General features: G+C 60.6%; 19 protein-coding genes and 1 tRNA gene. 13 read left to right on the top strand and 7 right to left on the bottom strand.

The annotated features are described in order from the left end of the window. Positions 1-51: 51 nt before the first annotated feature. From QCE79_RS09095 to QCE79_RS09085, 3 genes are all read right to left on the bottom strand, one after another. Positions 52-420, bottom strand: coding sequence for a YqjD family protein (locus QCE79_RS09095; protein WP_244825565.1), 369 nt, complete (start codon positions 418-420; stop codon positions 52-54). Between the two features lie 177 nt (positions 421-597). After that, a complete protein-coding gene (gene lplT, locus QCE79_RS09090; RefSeq protein WP_309843539.1) occupies positions 598-1,896 on the bottom strand; it encodes a lysophospholipid transporter LplT in 1,299 nt (432 codons plus the stop codon). 227 nt (positions 1,897-2,123) lie between these two features. Continuing rightward, positions 2,124-2,927, bottom strand: a complete 804-nt coding sequence (locus QCE79_RS09085) for an inositol monophosphatase family protein (protein ID WP_244825561.1) — start codon at positions 2,925-2,927, stop codon at positions 2,124-2,126. Positions 2,928-3,244: 317 nt separating this feature from the next. Between QCE79_RS09085 and QCE79_RS09080 the strand changes: the two genes are divergently transcribed. Both QCE79_RS09080 and cysE read left to right on the top strand, forming a co-directional pair. Further along, on the top strand, positions 3,245-4,021 hold the full coding sequence (locus tag QCE79_RS09080; protein ID WP_284503802.1) for an RNA methyltransferase: 777 nt from the start codon (positions 3,245-3,247) through the stop codon (positions 4,019-4,021). Positions 4,022-4,163: 142 nt separating this feature from the next. Beyond that, entirely contained in the window at positions 4,164-4,949 is a 786-nt protein-coding gene (gene cysE, locus QCE79_RS09075) for a serine O-acetyltransferase (protein WP_309843536.1), read from the top strand. A gap of 100 nt (positions 4,950-5,049) precedes the next feature. Here cysE and QCE79_RS09070 read toward each other — a convergent pair whose 3' ends face one another. The 4 genes from QCE79_RS09070 to QCE79_RS09055 all read right to left on the bottom strand — a co-directional run bounded on the left by QCE79_RS09070 (position 5,050) and on the right by QCE79_RS09055 (position 7,907). Continuing rightward, entirely contained in the window at positions 5,050-5,859 is an 810-nt protein-coding gene (locus QCE79_RS09070; RefSeq protein WP_250465168.1) for a UDP-2,3-diacylglucosamine diphosphatase, read from the bottom strand. A gap of 11 nt (positions 5,860-5,870) precedes the next feature. Continuing rightward, on the bottom strand, positions 5,871-6,362 hold the full coding sequence (locus tag QCE79_RS09065) for a peptidylprolyl isomerase (RefSeq protein WP_244825556.1): 492 nt from the start codon (positions 6,360-6,362) through the stop codon (positions 5,871-5,873). A gap of 72 nt (positions 6,363-6,434) precedes the next feature. After that, positions 6,435-7,022 carry a peptidylprolyl isomerase gene (locus QCE79_RS09060; RefSeq protein ID WP_309843529.1) on the bottom strand — a complete coding sequence of 196 codons (588 nt, stop codon included), beginning with the start codon at positions 7,020-7,022 and terminating at the stop codon, positions 6,435-6,437. A gap of 135 nt (positions 7,023-7,157) precedes the next feature. After that, complete coding sequence (locus tag QCE79_RS09055; RefSeq protein ID WP_250465167.1) at positions 7,158-7,907, bottom strand: M48 family metallopeptidase; 750 nt, start codon at positions 7,905-7,907, stop codon at positions 7,158-7,160. A 606-nt stretch (positions 7,908-8,513) separates the two neighbouring features. Between QCE79_RS09055 and cysS the strand changes: the two genes are divergently transcribed. From cysS to QCE79_RS09000, 11 genes are all read left to right on the top strand, one after another. Further along, positions 8,514-9,911, top strand: coding sequence for a cysteine--tRNA ligase (cysS, locus tag QCE79_RS09050; RefSeq protein WP_250509221.1), 1,398 nt, complete (start codon positions 8,514-8,516; stop codon positions 9,909-9,911). Between the two features lie 47 nt (positions 9,912-9,958). Continuing rightward, the gene (locus QCE79_RS09045) at positions 9,959-11,023 is read left to right on the top strand and encodes a DNA-3-methyladenine glycosylase (protein WP_309843525.1); all 1,065 of its coding nucleotides are present in this window, start codon (positions 9,959-9,961) and stop codon (positions 11,021-11,023) included. A gap of 118 nt (positions 11,024-11,141) precedes the next feature. After that, complete coding sequence (locus tag QCE79_RS09040; RefSeq protein WP_244825547.1) at positions 11,142-12,113, top strand: acetyl-CoA carboxylase carboxyltransferase subunit alpha; 972 nt, start codon at positions 11,142-11,144, stop codon at positions 12,111-12,113. 12 nt (positions 12,114-12,125) lie between these two features. Continuing rightward, on the top strand, positions 12,126-13,550 hold the full coding sequence (tilS, locus tag QCE79_RS09035; RefSeq protein ID WP_309843522.1) for a tRNA lysidine(34) synthetase TilS: 1,425 nt from the start codon (positions 12,126-12,128) through the stop codon (positions 13,548-13,550). A 446-nt stretch (positions 13,551-13,996) separates the two neighbouring features. Next, positions 13,997-15,247, top strand: coding sequence for an aspartate kinase (locus tag QCE79_RS09030; protein WP_244825543.1), 1,251 nt, complete (start codon positions 13,997-13,999; stop codon positions 15,245-15,247). A 199-nt stretch (positions 15,248-15,446) separates the two neighbouring features. After that, positions 15,447-15,539, top strand: a tRNA-Ser gene (locus tag QCE79_RS09025). 795 nt (positions 15,540-16,334) lie between these two features. Then, on the top strand, positions 16,335-16,520 hold the full coding sequence (locus QCE79_RS09020) for a hypothetical protein (protein WP_309843519.1): 186 nt from the start codon (positions 16,335-16,337) through the stop codon (positions 16,518-16,520). Positions 16,521-16,544: 24 nt separating this feature from the next. Then, complete coding sequence (locus tag QCE79_RS09015; RefSeq protein ID WP_309845271.1) at positions 16,545-17,675, top strand: glycosyltransferase; 1,131 nt, start codon at positions 16,545-16,547, stop codon at positions 17,673-17,675. Positions 17,676-17,787: 112 nt separating this feature from the next. Further along, on the top strand, positions 17,788-18,945 hold the full coding sequence (locus QCE79_RS09010; protein WP_309843516.1) for a polysaccharide biosynthesis/export family protein: 1,158 nt from the start codon (positions 17,788-17,790) through the stop codon (positions 18,943-18,945). A gap of 49 nt (positions 18,946-18,994) precedes the next feature. After that, a complete protein-coding gene (locus tag QCE79_RS09005) occupies positions 18,995-19,441 on the top strand; it encodes a low molecular weight protein-tyrosine-phosphatase (protein ID WP_309843513.1) in 447 nt (148 codons plus the stop codon). Continuing rightward, positions 19,438-19,701, top strand: coding sequence for a Wzz/FepE/Etk N-terminal domain-containing protein (locus QCE79_RS09000; protein ID WP_309843510.1), 264 nt, complete (start codon positions 19,438-19,440; stop codon positions 19,699-19,701). Before QCE79_RS09005 ends, QCE79_RS09000 begins: the two co-directional genes overlap by 4 nt. Positions 19,702-19,798: the final 97 nt, after the last annotated feature.

Raw genomic sequence — 19,798 nt, 5'->3', positions numbered from 1 at the left:
GGACTCGCCGGCGCCTTCGTCAGAACCACGCAACGCTAAAAGCGCTGATCCTTATGCGCGTCCGGCCAGAAATCCGACCAGCAGCGCGAGACCTGCCACCGCGCCCAGCGTATGCCACGGCTTGTCGTGCACGAATTCGTCGGCGTAGCCTGCGGCATCGCCGAGCTTGCCTGTCAGTGCCGTACTCGCGCCGTCGATTTGCGAACGAGCGGTCTTGAGCTTCGATTGCAAGTCACGGCGCAACTTGTCGCCGTCGATATCCTTGCCGCTCTGGATCGAGCTTTCGAGGTCATCGAGCAAACTGCGCAACTGGCTGCTGGCCGAATCGACCGCATCGCTCGCACCGCGCACGGCGCGCTGGCCCACGTTGGCTGCGCCATTGATTTTGCTGTCGAGCGTCGAACGTGTGAACAATCCCATTTCCTTGCTCCTTATTGACGTGCCGAAAAGAGTCGCACGACGCGAACCCGCATGTATTGCAGCGTGCCGCGTCTGATGCTCTGTCTACCAGGTTTTTCGCGGTTGCCCGCGACCGATTGCACAGGCCACTGGGCTTCGCGGCCCGGTACGAACCCAGGATACACTCGGTAGCAAGCTTCATTCCTCGACGAGCGCGCCGAGATCCACATCGCGTTCGTTTTGCGAATGGCGGCGCATGGCGAGCGCCATCATCACGCCGACGAACACGCCGAATATCACGATGATCCATTGCACCGGAACCTTGATCGTGAGGAGCAGCGCGTAGGAGCCGAGCATGGCTAGCACGGCGATGTTCTGATTGAAGTTCTGCACGGCGATGGACGCGCCCGCGGACAAAAGCGTGGCGCCCCGGTGCTGAAGAATCGCGTTCATCGGCACGATGAAAAAGCCCGCGAGGCCGCCGAGCGCGATCATCAGCGGATACGCCATCAGAATATAAGCGGGCGCGAAGAGCGGCCCGATATGCACGCCTGCATTGGCGGGGAACATGTCCTTGTTGTAGAAGGCCATGGCCACCGATACCGCGCCGATCAGCACGCCCACCGGCAGAACCTTGAGCGACTGCCGCAAGACGATCCATGCCGATGCCGCCGCCGCGCCGAGCGCAATGCCCACACCCGTCACGCCCTGCAACACGGCCGCTTTGGAAAGCGAGAGGCCGAGATTGACGTCGGCCCACTTGAGCACGAGCAGTTGCAGCGTAACGGCCGCGCCCCACAGGAGCGTCGTGACCCAGAGCGCGATCTGCGCGAGCTTGTCGGTCCAGAGCACCTTGAAACTGTGCGAGAAATCGCCGACGAGACGCGTCGGCTGGTTCAGCAGATTCGGGTAGCGCGCGCCGGTATCGGGAATGAACGCGTTGATCGCGGCCGCCGACGCGTAGATCAGCATGACCGTGAACATCGCGGCGTGCGCGGCGGTGTGCATCAACGGCACGTGCGCGTTCTCGACCCAGCGCGCCACGACTTGGCTCACGAGCGCGCCGCCGATCACCGTGCCGAGGATGGTCGATCCGACCGTCGCCGATTCGAGCCACGCGTTCGCCGCGATGAGCTTTTGCGGCGGCAGCAGTTCGGTCAGGATGCCGTACTTCGCGGGCGAATAAGCGGCCGCGCCGAGGCCGACCACGCCGTATGCAATCATCGGATGCACGCCCGCGATCATCAGCGCGCAGCCCGCGGCTTTGAGCGCATTGGAGATGAACATCACGTGGCGCTTTTGCAGGGCATCGGCGAATGCACCGACGAAAGGCGCGAGCACCACATACGACACCGTGAAAAAGATCTGAAGCAGCGGCGTGACCCACGGCGCCGATTGCACGACGGCAAGCATGGCGATCGCGGCGATCAAAAGCGCGTTGTCCGCCAGCGACGAGACGAACTGCGCGGCAATGATCGTGTAGAAGCCTTTTTTCATGGCAAAACGAGAGTTGGCGCGCGTCGTGCGGCGCGCGCCGGGGTGTGTTCGGGGGAAACGGACAGCCAAGGAGCGTGCTGTGGCGCTTGAACCTTGCCGCGTGTGCGAAAGATTGCACTGTATCGGAGCGGCGGATTCGATGCAGGAAGTGATGCAGCGTGGCGATCGAAGAACGAGGAAAACGCTAGGCGGGCACGCTCGCGCGTGCCCGCCGACCCAAACGCCCCTTACTCTCCCGTCAACCGCGTGCGCGAATGCGGATCGAGCACCTTGATCATCTGCGCGTACACCTTCGGATTGGCCGCGACGATCTCGTTCTGGAACAGGAAATCCGATTCGCCCGTGTAGTTGCCGACGAGACCGCCCGCCTCCGTGACGAGCAGACTGCCAGCAGCCACGTCCCACGGATGAATGCCTTGCTCGAAGAAGCCGTCGAGACGGCCCGCCGCGACATTGGCGAGATCGAGCGCCGCCGCGCCCGGACGACGCAGGCCCGCGCACGACAAGGTCATTTCGCTGAAAAGGCGCATATAGCCGTTCAGGCCCTGGCCGTCACGGAACGGAAAGCCCGTGCCGATGAGCGCATCCGAAAGACGATCCAGCTTGCCCACGCGAATGCGACGCTCGTTCAGATACGCGCCACGGCCGCGCGATGCCGTGAAGAGGTCGTTACGCGTCGGGTCGTAGATCACGGACTGCGTCACGATGCCCTTGTGCACGAGCGCGATCGACACGCAGTAATACTGGAAACCGTGGATGAAGTTCGTGGTGCCGTCGAGCGGGTCGATGATCCACTGGAACTCGGAGTCGCGATCGTCCTTGCCGGATTCTTCGGCAAGAATGGAGTGATCGGGATAAGCGGTGTGCAGCGTCTCGATGATGGCGGCTTCGGACGCCTTGTCGACTTCCGTCACGAAGTCGTTGTGCTGCTTCTTGCTGATCTGGATACGGTCCAGGTCCAGCGATGCGCGGTTGATGATCTGTCCGGCGCGGCGCGCGGCCTTGACAGCGATATTGAGCATCGGATGCATGAGCGAAATCCTTTGACCGCCGTGCACGGGCAAGAACCGCGAGCAGGCGAATTAAATGAGCGACAACGACTTTGTCGACGAAAGACGAATTGGATAAGAGCGGGGCGCGGCGCCAGGCAAAGTTGAAAAGGCGAAACGCAAGCGCGCTATTTTACCCGAAACGCGCCTTTTGGCCGCGCGCGCGAACCAAAAAGCCGCCAACATCGCCGACAATCGCTAACATAGCGGGCTGTGTGTACCCGTTCGCCATTGATGCGCGACGAGACGCAATACCGACGCGCACGAACCATTTAGCAACACGCAAAGCACCTTCATCCTTGGACACCAACCAATTCATCGCGCCCGCGGGCGGCTTCACGTCGACCCGTTTCATCCTCGTCGAGCCGAGTCATCCTGGCAATGTCGGCGCGGCGGCGCGCGCGCTCAAGACCATGGGCTTCGCGCGCCTCGTGCTGGTCGCGCCGCGCGTGGCCGACGTCAAGAACGAACCCGAAGCCATCGCGATGGCAAGCGGCGCCGACGACGTGCTCGCGAGCGCCCATGTCGTCGATACGCTCGCCGATGCGCTCGTCGGCGTGCGCTGGTCCGTCGCGCTCACGGCGCGCATGCGCGAGTACGGTCCGCCGCAGATGCCGCCACGCGCACTCGCCGAACGCGCGCACGAACTCGTGCGGCATGGCGACATCGCGCTCGTGTTCGGCAACGAGCGCACGGGCTTGTCCAACGCGGATGTCGAGCGTTGCAGCGCGCTTGCCCATATCCCGGCGAATCCGGCGTATAGCTCGCTCAATCTGGCGCAGGCGGTGCAGGTCCTCGCCTACGAATTGCGCGTCGCGTTTCAGGAGCCCGCGTCCGAACTTACGCTCGTCGAGCCGGCCGCGCACGTCGCGGGTGCATCGAGCGATGAGATCGAAGGCATGTACGCGCATTTCGAAGAAGCGCTCGTCGCGCTCGACTTTCTGGATCCCGCCAATCCGAAGAAGCTGATGTCGCGCGTGCGGCGGCTCTTCGCGCGCTCGGGACTCGAGCACGAGGAAGTGAATATCCTGCGCGGCATCGCCAAACATATTCTCGCGCGCGTCAAAAAACCCTGAACGCGATGTGGCTGCAAGCAACCGTGCTTGCAGCGGGGACAATCGTGCAGAGTCCGTCCGAGTGACTCTACAATCGCCAAAAATATAAGCTTTGCGCGCGCGGTCATTTGGGCTTCGCGCCTGACCCCATCGAGATCACGACATGTTCCAACGACTTCGCGAAGATATCGCCGCCATCCGCGAGCGCGACCCCGCCGCTCGCAGCGCCGTTGAAGTCGTGACGTGCTATCCCGGCCTGCATGCCATCGTGCTGCATCGTTTCGCGCATGCTTGCTGGCGCGCGCAGTGGCGCTGGCTCGCGCGTTTCATCTCGCAGATGGCGCGCTTTCTCACTGGCATCGAGATTCATCCGGGCGCGACGCTCGGCAGGCGCGTGTTCATCGATCACGGCATGGGCGTGGTGATCGGCGAGACGGCCGAGATCGGCGACGACTGCACGATCTATCAGGGCGTGACGCTTGGCGGCACGTCGCTCACGCGCGGCGCGAAACGGCATCCCACGCTGGGGCGCGGCGTGATCGTCGGCGCGGGCGCGAAGGTGCTCGGCGGCTTTACGGTCGGCGCGGAGGCGAAGATCGGTTCGAACGCGGTCGTCGTGAAGCCGGTTCCGGCGGGCGGCACGGCGGTGGGCAATCCGGCGCGCATCGTGATGCCGGCGGTGCAGCGGCCAAAGGAAACCGCGCGTGAAGGCTTTTGCGCTTACGGCATCACGCCGAACGCGGACGATCCGGTGTCGCTGGCCATTCACGGTTTGATCGATCACGCATCGACGCAAACGCAGCGTGTCGATGAAATCGTCGCCGCGCTCGAACGTCTGGGCGCGCGCGTGGAAGCGCTCAATGGTGCCGGCGGAGCGGGGCTCGTGGACTTGAAGCGCTTGTGCGCGTCGATGGAAGGGAAGGTGGAAAGCGAACTCGCGCAGCGGTAATTTTTTGTGCCGTTGCGGCGCGTGAAAGCGTGAGTGCAGTTCGAATTTCGCGCTCGCACGGCAACGGCTGCGTGGCGAACCCAAGAGTCATGCACCAGAACTACAACGGCAGCGCGCGAATCCCTTCCTCGTCGATCCGCAGATACCCGCCGCGCGGTTCATCCATATCCAGTTCCCAATCCGGCAACACCCAGCGCGCGCCTTCCACTTCCCGATGCATCGCCGGACGATGCGTATGTCCGTGGATCATCGTATGCGTGCGGCTGCGGATGAAAAGCTCCGACACCGCCTTGCGCGTCACGTCGTATTTCGGCGATTCGCCCTGCATGCGCGCGCCCTCGCTGTTCGTGCGCATGCGCTGCCCGATGCCGAGCCGCGTCTTCAGCGGCAACGCGAGAAACGCGCGCTGTGCGAACGGATTGCGCGCAAAGCGCCGAAAGCGCTGATAACCGGGATCGGCGGTGCAGAGCGCGTCGCCATGCGCGAGGACGATACGCGTGCCGAACGCGGTCATGGTGAACGGATCGGGCAACGGAAGTGCGCCGGCTTCCTTCATGAAGCGCTTGCCGAGCAGAAAATCGCGATTGCCATGCATGACATATAACGCGATGCCGCGCTCGGTGAGCGTATGCAAAAGCTTCGTCATGCGGCGCGCGAAGCGGGCGCGCTCGTCGGCGACGGCGTCATCCAGAATATCGTCGCCGACCCAGAACTCGAACAAGTCGCCGAGGATGAAAACCGAGTCCGCGCCGCTCGCCGTGACTTCGATGAAATGCTCGAACGCGGCGACCGTCTTCGGAATCGCCTCGCTCAAGTGCAGGTCGGAAATGAAAAACAGCGGGCGCGCGTTGTGCGCTGCGCCCGCTGCTTTTTGCGCGACCTCTTGCCTGAAAGACTTCGTGTCGATCATGCGTGCCGTGTTCAGACCACCACGGCCTTTTCGATCACGACGTCGTCCACCGGCACGTCCTGATGAAAGCCCTTCGAGCCGGTCTTGACCTTCTTGATCTTCTCCACCACGTCGAGACCTTCGACCACGCGGCCGAACACGGTGTAGCCCCAGCCCTGCGGCGTCGGCGACGAATGGTTCAGGAAGTCGTTGTCCTTCACGTTGATGAAGAACTGCGCGGTTGCCGAATGCGGGTCGTTCGTGCGCGCCATGGCAACCGTGCCGTTGTCGTTCGTGAGGCCGTTGTTGGCTTCGTTGTCGATGGGGGCATCGGTCGGCTTTTGCTTCATGCCCGGCTCGAAGCCGCCGCCCTGAATCATGAAGCCGTCGATTACACGGTGGAACACGGTGTTGTCGTAATGACCCTTCTTCACGTAGTTGAGGAAGTTCTCAACCGACTTCGGCGCCTTTTCAGCGTCCAGTTCGATCTTGATGACGCCGTGGTTCGTATGCAGTTCGACCATGATGATTTCTCCGGTATGTTGATGATTGACGATGGGCGGCGTTCACCGAACGAACGCTGCCGGGTTGTGCGTTTATTGCGAGACCACGGTAGCCGACTCGATCACGGTCGGCTTTTGCGGCACGTCCTGCATTGGGCCGCGCGTGGTGGTCGGGCTCGCTTCGATCTTCTTCACGACATCCATGCCCGAGACGATCTTGCCGAACACGGCATAACCATTGCCGTCGGGATTCGGGAAGTCGAGTCCTGCATTATCGACCGTATTGATGAAGAACTGCGCCGTGGCGGAATTCGGGTCGCTGGTGCGCGCCATGGCGAGCGTGCCCGTCGTGTTCTTCAGGCCGCTCTTGCTTTCGAGCGCGATGGGCGCGCGCGTGGGCTTCTCGGCGAAACTCGTGCTATAGCCGCCGCCCTGGATCATGAAACCCGGAATCACGCGATGAAAGATCGTGCCCGAGTATTGACCGGACTTCACATAGTCCAGGAAGTTCGCGACCGTCTTCGGCGCCTTCTCCGGATACAGCTCGACCTTGAAGTCACCTTGCGAGGTATGGAACAGCACGGTCGGATGCGCGCCCGTTGCGGATTGCGCCGCCTGTGCGTAGGCGGGCGCGGTAGCGATCAGGGCAGCGCTGGTAAGCCCCAGCATCAGCAATTTCATGAAGGATCGGTCCTCGGGTGATGAATGCAAACGAATGCAGATAAGCAGCCGCAATCGCGGCCGACCGACAGCTTACCGCCTGCACGCGCGAGTGCGCCAATAGCCTTGTCCGACGCCGCGCCGTGGTCGCGTGTCTCAAGGCTGCGTCTGCGGCGCGACGTAAGGCGCGGTCGGGAACGGCCCGGTTGCGCCGCCGTACGGCGAGTACGAATCGGGTGAGGGCATGGTCGACAGGCCGGTGCCGCTGTCGGTGCTGCCCGAGCCTTGCGCGGGCGCCCATTCACCCGATGGCGATTGCGGCGCCGTCGTGGCGCGCGTGCCCGAGGCGCCATTCGCCGCAACGCCGCGACGAACCGGTGGCGGCGTGATGATGTTCTGAATGGCCGTCACGCGCTGACGCGTGAGCGGACTCGTCGAGCCGAGCGATTGCGCGCGTTTGTACGATTCGCTCGCGAGCCGCAGATAAAGATCGCCGAGATTGTCGTATGCGAGCGCGTAGCCCGGGTTCGCCTTGACCGCCGTTTCGAGCGCGGCGCGCGCTTCTTCGTAGCGGCCTTTCTTGGCGTAGAGCGCGGCGAGGTTGTTATACGGCTCGGGCAGTTCGGGATACGCCTGCGTGAGTTCGGTGAAGGCCACGATGGCGTCGTCGTCGCGATTCAGGCGCGCAAGCACGGTGCCGCGCTTGAACTTCGCCTGCACGTCGGTCGGATTGGTGGCGATGCGCGCATCGAGTTGCTTGAGCGCGGCGTTCCAGTCTTGTCCGGCGATGGTCGAGTCGATTTGCGGCGTGCCGTCGGTGGTGGATTTCGCGAGCTGCGCGAACGCCGTGGTCGAGATGCCGACCGAAGCCGCCATGCCGATGACCGCGATCGCGCCGGCACGCATGAGCGTGTTCCTCGCGATGTTGCGGGAAAGAGAGAAGAGGTGCGAAGGCATGCGCGCGCGAGCGTGAGTCACTTGGAATCGATTCAAGGAATGAAGCAGCGAAGGGATCATAACCGGGCTTGATGGATGAGCGGCCGGCAAGCGGCCGGCAAGCGGCCGGCAAGCGGACAACCAGGTGTCGAAGCAAGTCAGCGAAGCATGCGGCAACTTGGCCGACAAGCCCGCCGCAAAAGGCCTCGGGCATGGCTCGAGCGTCACGCGCGAAGTCCGTCGCGCGGCACGCCGGGCACTTCATGGGCACAGGCCCCGGTGTTATACTCCGACCCATTCTAACAAAAGGTCCGTACGTTTCGCGCACGCGCCGGCTGCTTGCAGCTATCCTTTGCAAGTGCATGTGTTGCCCGGTGTATCGAAGCAGCGTTGCGAGGCATCGGACTCGTTGGACTTTCTTGTTGGACTTTCCTTTTCAGCCACTCGTGGCCGTCTTCGTTCTGGTCGCATGACCGTCGTGTCGCTTTCGCGAGTGCGCCTTGGCCGTAAAGCCCGCATCGACACGCCGCATGCAATGCCATGCACGAATGTTCCGGGTTCACGCACTGTCTCTTTATGAATTCGCTGCGCATCTACAACACGCTCGCGCGTGACAAGCAATCCTTCACGCCGCTTCGCGCTGGCGAGGTACGCATGTACGTCTGCGGAATGACGGTGTATGACTATTGTCACATCGGCCATGCGCGCGTGATGGTGGTGTTCGACATCGTGCAGCGCTGGCTGCGCACGCTCGGCTATAAAGTCACGTACGTGCGCAACATCACGGACATCGACGACAAGATCATTCGTCGCGCGGTGGACAACGGCGAGCCCATCAAGGCGCTCACCACGCGCTTCATCGCGGCCATGCACGAAGATGCCGATGCGCTCGGCGTCGCGCGTCCGGACCTCGAGCCGCGCGCAACCGACTTCATTCCGCAGATGCTCGGCATGATCGATGCATTGCAGGCGAACGGCTATGCCTATCACGCGAAAGACGGCGACGTGAACTACGCCGTGCGCAAGTTCGCTGACTACGGCAAGCTGTCGGGTAAGTCCATCGAAGACTTGCGCGCGGGAGAGCGCGTCGCCGCCAATGACGCGAAGGAAGATCCGCTCGACTTCGTGTTGTGGAAGCAGGCGAAGGCCGGCGAGCCGCGGGACTCGGGCTGGGACTCGAAGTGGGGACGCGGGCGTCCGGGCTGGCACATCGAATGTTCGGCCATGGGCTGCAGCTTGCTTGGCGACCGGTTCGACATTCATGGCGGCGGCCAGGACTTGCAGTTCCCGCACCACGAGAACGAGATCGCGCAGAGCGAAGGCGCGACCGGGCAGACGTTCGTGAACTACTGGATGCACAACGGCTATGTGCAGATCGACAACGAGAAGATGTCGAAGTCGCTTGGCAACTTCTTCACCATTCGCGAAGTCCTTGAAAAATTTGATGCCGAAGTTGTGCGTTTCTTTATTGCACGGGCACACTATCGGTCGCCGCTGAACTACAGCGACGTGCATATCGACGATGCCAAGAACGCATTGACTCGCCTCTATACGGCGTTGAAAGATGTCGAGCCGGACAATCGGCAACTTGACTGGAACGAGGCGAACGCGCAGCGTTTCCAGTCTGCGATGAACGACGACTTCAACACGCCCGTGGCGGTCTCGGTGCTGTTCGATCTCGCGAGCGAAGTGAACCGCACACGCGACACTTCTCTCGCGCGCCAGCTCAAGGGTCTCGCCGGCGTGCTGGGTCTGCTCGGCCGTGAGCCGCGCGCTTTCCTGCAGCAAGCAGGCGGCGCGGCTTCGACCGAAGGCCTCGCGCCGCAAGAGATCGAAGCGAAGATCGCCGAACGCGTTGCCGCGAAGCAGGCAAGGAACTATGCCGAAGCAGACCGTATTCGGGCCGAATTGCTCGAAGCCGGTATTGCGCTTGAAGACAAACCGGGTGGGTCGACCGAATGGCGCCGCGTGTGAACGCAGCCCTTCATACCCTCTGATCGACTCACCAGGCAGGAGGCACGATGGCAACGGCCAGGAAGACGCCGGTCAAGCGACCCGCGTCTGTCAGGAATGCATCGCCCGCGACGAAGCGAACGCGCGGCGAGCAAGCGACGACAAGCACGCTCAAGAGTGATGGTGCAAGAGCTTCGGCTCAGAAGGCAGTCAAGCGCGCGGCACTCAAACGTAGTGACGGCACGCGTCTGAACGGCGTAAGCCGTGAGGACGTAAAAGCGGATGCAAAGACGGACACGAAAGCGATCCGCGCAGCCGCTCGCGTGACAAAAGCGCGCAGCGAGGAAGCGGAAGCGTCGCCCGTCAAGGCGAACGGACGCGCGCATGCCGGCGATGCCACGAACGCGCAAGCGCTCGTCGCCGACAAGGAGCGCGGTGAAGTCGTGCGCAAGTCGCGCGTCGTCACGGCGGATGCCGAGGTGCCCGTGCAGATCGGCGGACTCACGCGCGAAGTCGTGCGTCCCGATTACTGGGACAAAGCGTGCGCCGACCTGATGAAGCGCGACCGCATCCTCAAGAAACTCATTCCGAAGTTCGGCCAGATGCATCTCGTGAATCTGGGCGATCCCTTCTCGACGCTCGCGCGTTCGGTTGCTGGCCAGCAGATTTCGGTGAAGGCCGCGCAAGCCATTTGGGAGCGCGTGAAGGGCGCTTGTCCGGATGTCGTGCCGGCGCGTTTCATCAAGCTCGGCCCGGAGAAGCTTCAGGCGTGCGGCTTGTCCAAACGCAAGACGGAGTACATTCTCGATCTCGCGCAGCACTTCGTATCGGGCGCGTTGCACGTGGATACCTGGGCGTCGATGGACGACGAAGCCGTGATCGCCGAACTCACGCAGATTCGCGGTATCGGCCGGTGGACGGCGGAGATGTTCCTCATCTTCAACCTGGCGCGCCCGGACGTTTTGCCGCTCGACGACCTCGGTCTGATTCAGGCGATCAGCGTCAACTACTTCAGCGGCGAACCTGTCACGCGCAGTGAAGCGCGCGAAGTAGCTGCTAACTGGGAGCCGTGGCGCACGGTTGCAACGTGGTACATGTGGCGCAGTCTCAATCCGATTCCCGCGGACCATTAAGAACCGACTAAAAGATTGGCGAACTATCGTTGATTTATAATCGATAGTTCCCGCGCGCATTTATCAGGGACGGACGCGGTTAAAATACGCCCTGCCCGATGTTCTAGGACTCGAACACATGAAGACCACGTTTCTGGATTTCGAGCAGCCGATCGCTGAACTCGAAGCGAAGATCGAAGAACTCCGCTTCGTTCAGGACGATTCCGCTGTCGATATTTCGGAAGAAATCGAGCGGCTGTCGAAAAAGAGCCAGCAGCTCACCAAAGATCTGTACGCGAATCTGTCGCCGTGGCAGGTATCGCAAATCGCGCGGCACCCGCAGCGTCCGTACACGCTCGACTACGTGAACGAGCTGTTCACGGACTTCCATGAATTGCATGGCGATCGTTCCTATGCGGACGATCTCGCCATCGTCGGCGGTTTTGCGCGTTTCAATGGCCAGCCGTGCATGGTGATCGGCCATCAAAAGGGCCGCGACACCAAGGAGCGCGCGCTGCGCAACTTCGGCATGCCGCGCCCGGAAGGGTATCGCAAGGCCGAGCGCCTCATGCGTCTCGCCGAGAAGTTCAATCTGCCCATCTTCACTTTCGTCGATACACCCGGCGCGTATCCCGGCATCGGCGCGGAGGAACGCGGGCAGTCGGAAGCCATCGGGCGCAATCTCTACGTCATGGCGGAGTTGAAGACGCCGATCATCACGACGATCATCGGCGAGGGCGGTTCGGGCGGCGCGCTTGCCATCGCCGTGGCCGACACCGTCATGATGCTGCAATTCTCCACGTACTCGGTCATCTCGCCGGAAGGCTGCGCGTCGATCTTGTGGAAGAGCGCGGCCAAGGCGCCGGAAGCCGCGGAAGCGCTCGGGCTCACGGCGCATCGGTTGAAGGCGCTGGGTCTCATCGACAAGATCGTGAACGAACCGCTCGGCGGCGCGCATCGCGACCCCAAGGGCATGGCGGCGCTTTTGCGTCGCGCACTTGCCGATTCCCTGCGCCAGTTCCAGGGCATGAGCGTGCAGGATCTGCGCGAGCGCCGCTTCGACAAGCTGATGGCGTACGGCAAGTTCAAGGAAACGCTGCCGGGCGCGTGATCCGCGTTCCTCATGGCGAACTTCGACACTGAAACCCCGGCCGGCCGCCTCGTTATCGAGGCGTTGCGCGGCGCTTTGTCGGAGGCGGCGCTGCCCGCCGACTCGCTACTGGCCGTCGCGCTCAGCGGCGGTCTCGACTCCACGGTTCTCCTCGATGCCGCCGTGCGCTGCTTCGGCGCATCGCGCGTGATCGCGCTGCATATCCATCACGGCCTGAGCCCTAACGCGGATGCGTGGGTATCGCATTGCGAGGCGCTGGCTGCCTCGCTCGATGTACGTTATGCGTCGCGTCATGTCGATGTCGTCCGCATGGGCGGCGAGAGTCTCGAAGCGGCCGCGCGCGATGCGCGTTATCGCGCGCTCGACGATCTCTGCGACGAGCAAGGCGCGGCGGCGCTTCTGATCGCGCATCACGCCGACGATCAGGCCGAAACCGTGCTGCTGCAATTGCTGCGCGGCGCGGGCGTCGCGGGCCTCGCGGCGATGGCGCCGCAGCGTCTTCACGCAAGCGAGGTGCTGCGTCTGCGTCCGTTGTTGCGGCTGCTGCGCGCGCAACTCGAGCAATACGCGCATGAGCGCGACCTGAGCTGGATCGAGGACGAATCCAACGCCGATACGCGTTATGCGCGCAACGCGCTGCGGCATGACGTGCTGCCGGTGCTCGCCGTGCATTTCCCCGGCTTTCGCGATGCGCTCGCGCGCACGGCGTCGCATGCCGCTTCGGCGCAACGCTTGCTCGACGAGCTGGCGGGCATCGACATGGAAAAGGCGCGGCACGCGGAAGAAGGCGCGCTCGCGCTCAATGCGCTGCTCGCACTCGACGACGAACGCGCGACCAATCTGCTGCGCTATTGGATGCGAGATCGCGGCTTGCAGGCGGCATCCACTGCGCGTGTCGCGGACATTCTGCGTCAACTGCACGCAGCCGCCGACGCGCGCGACGGGCACGCGCTTCGTATCGATCATGTGGGACACGCGCTGCGGGTTTATCGCAATGCGTTGTTCTGGGAGAAGGCCGACAGCGCCGATGCACCCGATCTCGACGACGGTCCGAGTCAAGCGAGAGCGTTGGTTGAACTGCGCTGGCAGGGCGAGGAAGTCTGGCGCTTGCCGCAGTGGCGCGGGTCGCTGGTGTTCGAGCCTGCCGCCGAACCGGGCGATGACGTCATCGCCGAAAGCGTGTTGCGCGCCGCGCCGTTGAGCGCGCGTTCACGCGCGGGCGGCGAGCGTTTGCGCGTTGCATCCGATGCACCTAGCCGCACGCTCAAGAATCTCTTTCAGGAGCGCGGCGTGCCAGCGTGGAAGCGCGATGTGCCGCTCATCTTCATCGGCGCGTTGCTGATGTTCGTGCCGCTCGTCGGCGTGAATCGCGAAGTCGAAAACGCGAAGGGGCCGTGGCGGCGGTTGATCTGGCGGCCGGATTTGTTGATCGCCTGAGGGCTGCGGTGTCCGGCTGGCAAAGAGTTTCCAGTACAGGAGGGCAGCAACTTGCGCATGCCTCTTTTCGGGATGCTCCGCTGCAAACCCGTTAAAATAGATGCCCAGCCGCTTCATCTTGTAATTTCGGCTTCGATCCGGTACCGTAGCTCGTTTGTCCGCTTGGCGTTTTGCTCGTCATCTCCGTCCAAAAGACGTGATATTCAACGTTAAATCGCCAGCCATCGCGCGAATTCGCTGCGTACCAACTGCGCGACTTTCATGCGCGATTGGCTAACGCAACTGCTGCCTGGTATTGCAATCCGGTACCCCAAGCACGCGGCGGCATATGCGCCAACGCGTCGCGTCGCCAGCTTCAAATCATCCCCGAAGTGATCGGCCACAACGCTTAAAGCGCATTGCAACGAGCGCATGAAGCGCGGTTTTCCTTCCAGTTCAAAACGACAATGGCACTCATCGTACACAAATACGGCGGCACTTCGATGGGCTCGGTCGAGCGCATCAAGAACGTCGCCAAGCGCGTCGCCAAATGGCACAAGGCAGGCCACAAGCTGGTCGTCGTGCCCTCGGCGATGTCCGGCGAAACCAACCGCCTGCTCGGCCTCGCGAAAGACATCACGCCCAATCCGGACCCGCGCGAACTCGACATGATCGCCTCCACCGGCGAACAGGTCAGCGTGGGCTTGCTCGCCATCGCGCTGCACGCCGAAGGCCTCGAAGCCGTGAGCTACGCCGGCTGGCAAGTGCCGATCAAGACGGACAGCGCGTTCACCAAGGCGCGCATCAGCGAAATCGACGGCGAGCGCGTGCTCAAGGATCTCGATGCGGGCAAGGTCGTGGTCATCACGGGCTTTCAGGGCGTCGATCCGGAAGGTCACATTGCCACGCTCGGGCGCGGCGGCTCGGACACCTCGGCGGTCGCGATCGCCGCGGCGCTCAAGGCCGACGAGTGCCTGATCTATACCGATGTCGACGGCGTCTATACGACCGATCCGCGCGTCGTCGAAGAAGCGCGCCGGCTCGACCGCGTGACCTTCGAAGAGATGCTGGAGATGGCGAGCCTGGGCTCGAAGGTGCTGCAGATCCGTTCGGTGGAATTTGCTGGCAAGTATCAGGTGAAGACGCGTGTGCTTTCGAGCCTGACCGACCCGCTTATGCCGCTCGAAAAGGAAATGCACTCGGGCACCCTGATTACTTTTGAAGAAGACGAGAACATGGAAAAAGCAGTGATTTCTGGCATCGCGTTTCAGCGCGACGAAGCGCGCATCGCCGTGATGGGCGTGCCGGACAAGCCGGGCGTCGCGTATCAAATTCTCGGACCTGTCGCCGATGCAAACATCGACATCGACATGATCATTCAGAACCAGAGCGTGAACGGCAAGACCGACTTCACGTTCACGGTGGGCCGCGGCGACTATCAGCGCGCGCTCGAGATTCTGAATGGCCAGGTGAAGGGCCACGTGCAGGCCGAGACCGTGCTGGGCGACCCGAAGGTGTCGAAGGTCTCGGTGGTGGGTGTCGGCATGCGTTCGCACGTGGGTATCGCGAGCACCATGTTCCGCACGTTGTCGGAAGAGGGCATCAACATCCAGATGATCTCGACCTCCGAAATCAAGATCTCCGTGCTGATCGACGAGAAGTACACCGAACTCGCGGTGCGCGCGCTGCATAAGGCGTTCGAGCTCGATCGCGCTTGAGTGTTGCTTGAGTCTTGTTTGAGTGTGGCGTTGAGCGTTGCGACGGGTTCGAGGGCTCATGCACTGTTGCGGTTCGCGTAAGCCATGAGCCGATGCGTAATCGATTGGAAAAAATCGTTATGCGAATTTGACCGGCGCGGGCGAACACGCTATTATCTCGATCTCGTTGCACTGCACTCCCGGTGCGACGAACAGTTTGGGAGACGTGGCCGAGTGGTCGAAGGCACTCCCCTGCTAAGGGAGCATCTGGCTAAAAACTGGATCGAGGGTTCGAATCCCTCCGTCTCCGCCAGTAGTAGTAGAAAAGCCCCGCAAGGTTAAAAACTTGCGGGGCTTTTTGTTTTTGGGCGGTGATCGGGCCCGGTCGCGTGAGATTCAATCTTGGCTTGCGTGGATAAGTTCTAGCAGCCATGCATGGCGATTCGCTGTGTCGCTTGCCAGAGCAGTGCTCGCGCGGAACTGTCTCCCTCTTTTTCAGGCGCGGCGTTGCCTGCGTCTTGAATTCGAGCAATCGCGCGTCTGGCATGAGGGGATCGCGATGCCAAACATCGAAAACGCGCACACGCACCAGTCGATCCGCACGTTGATCGCAGTATGTTCCGGCGGCGCTATCGGAATCCTTAGCCGCCGCGCACGAACAGTAAGCGCGCGAAACGTTCGCCGCGCAGAACTCCAACCTCTAAAACGCGTGAAGCCGGAACTCTCATCCGGATCGAGCCGTCTCGCTTTCTTTCGCACGTCTCTCCGAAACTCGATGTTTATCCCTCGATACAAACGGAATTATCCTAACGTTTTGCACATTTTGTCTCGGAATTTCTTGGAAGACTAAGACATGTCTGTAAAAGAGCTTACGCGTACGTCGATTAAGCCTAGGAATGCGATGAAATTGCACAGTTTATCTCCTGATCGCCGCCAGATTTTTTACAACTGCTAGTACACTTGCTCGTTGTTAGCATTTACATCAAAGCCCTTGAATTTTAGTAACGGCGATTGGGCAGCCGCCACCCTATGGTTCATCCTCTTAAGACATTTCCCAATAACGCTTGCGGTTCGTCCGTTGATATAGATTCAAAGGCCGTTACTGGAAATGACGGAGCGCCTTGAAAAGGTCAGCGTGAAACAAAGTGCTTTAGAAGTTGATAGGTCATTAGGGCCTGAAAGCGGTGATAATGAAAAGCATAAACAAGCGGACTATCTCGCATGTTTGGCAGGAAAGAAGAAGCCAATATTCACGCTTATTTTGATCTTGCGCAGAAAGGCTTTCGATTTTTAGGTTGAGGACTTGGTGGTGATTTCGATGTTGGTTGTGTTGATCGCGCTTCTGGTTTCCTTTGTTTCGGTACTGTTCATTGTTCGCTTCGAGCGCTGGCATGGTTCCTTCTCAATGGACCGCGATCTGGATGGGATTCAAAAAGTCCATGCGGTTGCGGTGCCACGAATCGGTGGCGCGGGCGTCATCGTCGCAGTTGCTGCTTCGTTACTCTTGAATGCCTTTCTGAATCCTTCGCGTAACAGTAGCGAAGCTCTAATTTTGCTTGGCTGTTCCTTGCCTGCGTTCCTGTCAGGTTTCGCGGAGGATCTGACCAAGAAAATCAGCCCGAGAACGCGTTTGATCGCATCCATGATTGCGGCACTGCTTGCTTGCTTCGCACTGCGGGCGGTGGTTACACGGGTGAACTTTTCTTACGTCGATGCAGTGCTTGTTTTCTCGCCGATCGCGATTGCTCTGACAGTATTTTCAGTATCTGGCGTGGTGCATGCAATTAACATCATCGACGGTTTGAATGGGCTTGCATCCGTTGTTGCGATCATCATTTTAGCGTCGATCGGCCTGGTGGCGTTTCATGTGGGCGACTCGACAATTGTTATTGTCTCGTTGACGCTGATTGGTGCGATTACCGGTTTTCTTGCCTGGAATTTTCCGATCTCCCGAGTCTTTCTCGGAGACGGCGGCGCGTATTTCATCGGTTTTCTAATCGCCGAGTTGCTGATCTTGCTCACCATGCGCAATCCCAGCATTTCGCCGCTTTACGCAATTCTGGTAACGATCTACCCAGTCTTCGAAACCGTCTTCTCGATCTACCGAAGAAAACTCGTGCGCGGTTTGCCTGCCGGTGCGCCTGATGCGGTTCATTTGCATACACTGGTTTATCGTCGCGTGCTTGGCGGAGAATTGAATCGATGCGATTCACGCGCCTTGAGTCTTAGAAATTCCCGGGCATCTCCTTATCTGTGGACGCTGACGCTTTGCGCGGTCGTTCCGGCAACCTTGTTTTCAGAATCTCCAGTTCTTCTCGGCGCGTCGGCACTCCTCTTTATTGCCACCTATGTCTGGTTGTATGCCGCAATCGTGAGATTTCACGTGCCGGCTTGGCTTCGGCCAGCGCCTGTCAAGGAGCAACCTATTGTCGTGCACGCTGAACAATAAAAAGGTCTCTGTTTTTAACCCTGAAATTTTGATTGAGAACACGGACTAAGGCCGACGCCGATTCAGCGTCAAGCCAGTGTTTGAACCGAATTGAATTGAACACCCGCAAGCAATGGTTGATTTGAAATTTTCCGGCCGTCTCAAGTTGGCTCTCGCTATCGCAATGCTGCCCGCCCTGCTTGGCGCATGCGCGCTTGCCCCCGGCATGCGACTCGATCCCAAAGCACCAGTCGACTCTTCCGACCCAGCCTCAACACCCGACATCGCGACCATCACGCCGCAACTGGTCAGGCAGCAAAAGGCTGAGCGCGATGCCACGTCCCAAGGCGATTATCGCCAGCTCATCGGCTATCCCAATCATTACGTCATCGGGCCGGCCGATGTGCTTTCCATCATCGTTTGGGATCACCCCGAACTGGTCGTTCCAAATCTGACCTACAGCATCGGCGATACAGCCGGCACGCTGCCCAATGGGCCGGGTCTCAGCACACAGACGGTCCCCGGCTTCGTCGTCGGGGATAACGGCGACATTCAGTTTCCATATGTTGGAAAAGTGAAGGCTTCTGGCGGAACCGTCGCTCAATTACAAGCGACGTTGAAGCGCCTTCTCACGCCTTATCTGAGAAATCCGCAACTGACGGTAAGCGTAGTCGCCTATCGCAGTCAGCGCGTGTTCGTGGAGGGCCAAGTCAATCAGCCTGGCATCAAGCCGATCACGAATGTCCCGATGTCCCTGTCGGAAGCGCTCAGCGAGGCCAATGGCGTCACCGCCGGCGTGGGCGACACGAGGCGGATCCAGATCTTGCGTAACGGCCGGACCTTCCAGATTAGCTTGCCGCAACTCGCGGAACAGAAACTCGATGCATCGATGATCTTCCTGAAAGACCGCGATGTCGTTCGTGTCTTGCCGCAGACCTATAACCAGGTGTTCGTCACCGGCGAAGTAATGCGCCCGATGACGCTGTCAATGCACGACGGTCGGCTTACCTTGAATGACGCACTGGCCTCGGCTGCCGGCGTGAATCCTTCGACGGCCGAAGCGGCAGGAGTTTATGTCGTACGTCCGACCGAAGACCCGGCCGCGCCGCAGGTCTTTCATCTCGACAGCACGTCGCCGGTGGCACTGGCACTCGCGGAGCATTTCGAGCTGCAGCCAAAGGATGTCGTCTATGTGGACGCCACCGGTCTTGCTCGCTGGAACCGCATTGTCAATCTGCTTTTGCCGAGCGCGCAAGGCGCGAACATCGGGCGCCAGGTCGCGGGCTATTGATCATGTCCTCACGCACGACTCGCATGAACGATCGCACAGGAGTCTCGGGATGATCGACTCGGTTCTCCTCGTGTGCGAGGGAAATATCTGCCGCAGTCCGATGGCAGCGGGTTGGTTGCAGTCGAAAGTGCCGTCGCTGGAAGTCTGGTCCGCCGGAATCAGCGCGCTTGCCGGACAGCCGGCCGATCCATACGCACAAGGCGTGATGAAGGATCACGGCATCGACATCTCATCTCATCGTGGCGCGCAGTTGAGCGGCTTCGACTGCAAGCGCGCCGAGTTGATCCTCGTAATGCAGGAACAGCAAAAGCGCTATCTGGAGAAGCGATATCCGTTTGTAAAAGGTCGCGTCTTCAGGCTAGGTCAATTCAGTAACTTTGAAGTACCGGACCCGTACCGAAAAGAACGGAATGTTTTCGAAGACTGTTTTGACTTGATCGAAAGAGGACTTTCGGACTGGGTCGGGCGAATTGAATCAACGCGTTGGAAGTTATGAAACAAGAGAATCTACCGGTTATGTTGCATGGCGAGAGCAGCGATCAACTAAGTATCGTCGAGCTGCTGGACGCCCTGTTGGATCACAGAAAGCTGATTGCCATCGTCGCTGCGCTGTTCGTGATCGTCGGCGCAATGTATGCGTTTCTCGCGACACCGGTTTATAGCTCGCGCATTCTGGTAGCCGTCGAAGATTCTTCCGATGCGGCCAGCGCTAAGAACTTACTTAGCGATGTTTCCGCCATGTTCGATGTCAAATGAACCTGTCCGCATTTTTGTGTGCGAGGCGGTTAGCGGAGTCACCCGCGTGCGTTGGTAAAACGCTCTCCAAACAGGATGGCAAACTGGTTCATTGCGG

Origin of the sequence: Caballeronia sp. LZ003, from assembly GCF_031451465.1 — a bacterium.
GTDB lineage: Bacteria > Pseudomonadota > Gammaproteobacteria > Burkholderiales > Burkholderiaceae > Caballeronia.
The sequence above is the reverse complement of the archived record's forward strand: the minus strand, read 5'-3'. Positions and strand labels throughout refer to the sequence as shown.

What these genes read in the sequence shown, in the direction of transcription:
- QCE79_RS09040 (WP_244825547.1), top strand. Translation starts at nt 11,142, where the DNA reads ATGAAGACCACGTTTCTGGATTTCGAGCAGCCGATCGCTGAACTCGAA.
- QCE79_RS09060 (WP_309843529.1), bottom strand. Translation starts at nt 7,022, where the DNA reads ATGAAATTGCTGATGCTGGGGCTTACCAGCGCTGCCCTGATCGCTACC.
- QCE79_RS09010 (WP_309843516.1), top strand. Translation starts at nt 17,788, where the DNA reads ATGGTTGATTTGAAATTTTCCGGCCGTCTCAAGTTGGCTCTCGCTATC.
- cysS (WP_250509221.1), top strand. Translation starts at nt 8,514, where the DNA reads ATGAATTCGCTGCGCATCTACAACACGCTCGCGCGTGACAAGCAATCC.
- QCE79_RS09005 (WP_309843513.1), top strand. Translation starts at nt 18,995, where the DNA reads ATGATCGACTCGGTTCTCCTCGTGTGCGAGGGAAATATCTGCCGCAGT.
- QCE79_RS09000 (WP_309843510.1), top strand. Translation starts at nt 19,438, where the DNA reads ATGAAACAAGAGAATCTACCGGTTATGTTGCATGGCGAGAGCAGCGAT.
- QCE79_RS09030 (WP_244825543.1), top strand. Translation starts at nt 13,997, where the DNA reads ATGGCACTCATCGTACACAAATACGGCGGCACTTCGATGGGCTCGGTC.
- QCE79_RS09065 (WP_244825556.1), bottom strand. Translation starts at nt 6,362, where the DNA reads ATGGTCGAACTGCATACGAACCACGGCGTCATCAAGATCGAACTGGAC.
- QCE79_RS09015 (WP_309845271.1), top strand. Translation starts at nt 16,545, where the DNA reads ATGTTGGTTGTGTTGATCGCGCTTCTGGTTTCCTTTGTTTCGGTACTG.
- lplT (WP_309843539.1), bottom strand. Translation starts at nt 1,896, where the DNA reads ATGAAAAAAGGCTTCTACACGATCATTGCCGCGCAGTTCGTCTCGTCG.
- QCE79_RS09020 (WP_309843519.1), top strand. Translation starts at nt 16,335, where the DNA reads ATGACGGAGCGCCTTGAAAAGGTCAGCGTGAAACAAAGTGCTTTAGAA.
- QCE79_RS09095 (WP_244825565.1), bottom strand. Translation starts at nt 420, where the DNA reads ATGGGATTGTTCACACGTTCGACGCTCGACAGCAAAATCAATGGCGCA.
- QCE79_RS09045 (WP_309843525.1), top strand. Translation starts at nt 9,959, where the DNA reads ATGGCAACGGCCAGGAAGACGCCGGTCAAGCGACCCGCGTCTGTCAGG.
- tilS (WP_309843522.1), top strand. Translation starts at nt 12,126, where the DNA reads ATGGCGAACTTCGACACTGAAACCCCGGCCGGCCGCCTCGTTATCGAG.
- QCE79_RS09055 (WP_250465167.1), bottom strand. Translation starts at nt 7,907, where the DNA reads ATGCGTGCCGGCGCGATCGCGGTCATCGGCATGGCGGCTTCGGTCGGC.
- cysE (WP_309843536.1), top strand. Translation starts at nt 4,164, where the DNA reads ATGTTCCAACGACTTCGCGAAGATATCGCCGCCATCCGCGAGCGCGAC.
- QCE79_RS09070 (WP_250465168.1), bottom strand. Translation starts at nt 5,859, where the DNA reads ATGATCGACACGAAGTCTTTCAGGCAAGAGGTCGCGCAAAAAGCAGCG.
- QCE79_RS09085 (WP_244825561.1), bottom strand. Translation starts at nt 2,927, where the DNA reads ATGCATCCGATGCTCAATATCGCTGTCAAGGCCGCGCGCCGCGCCGGA.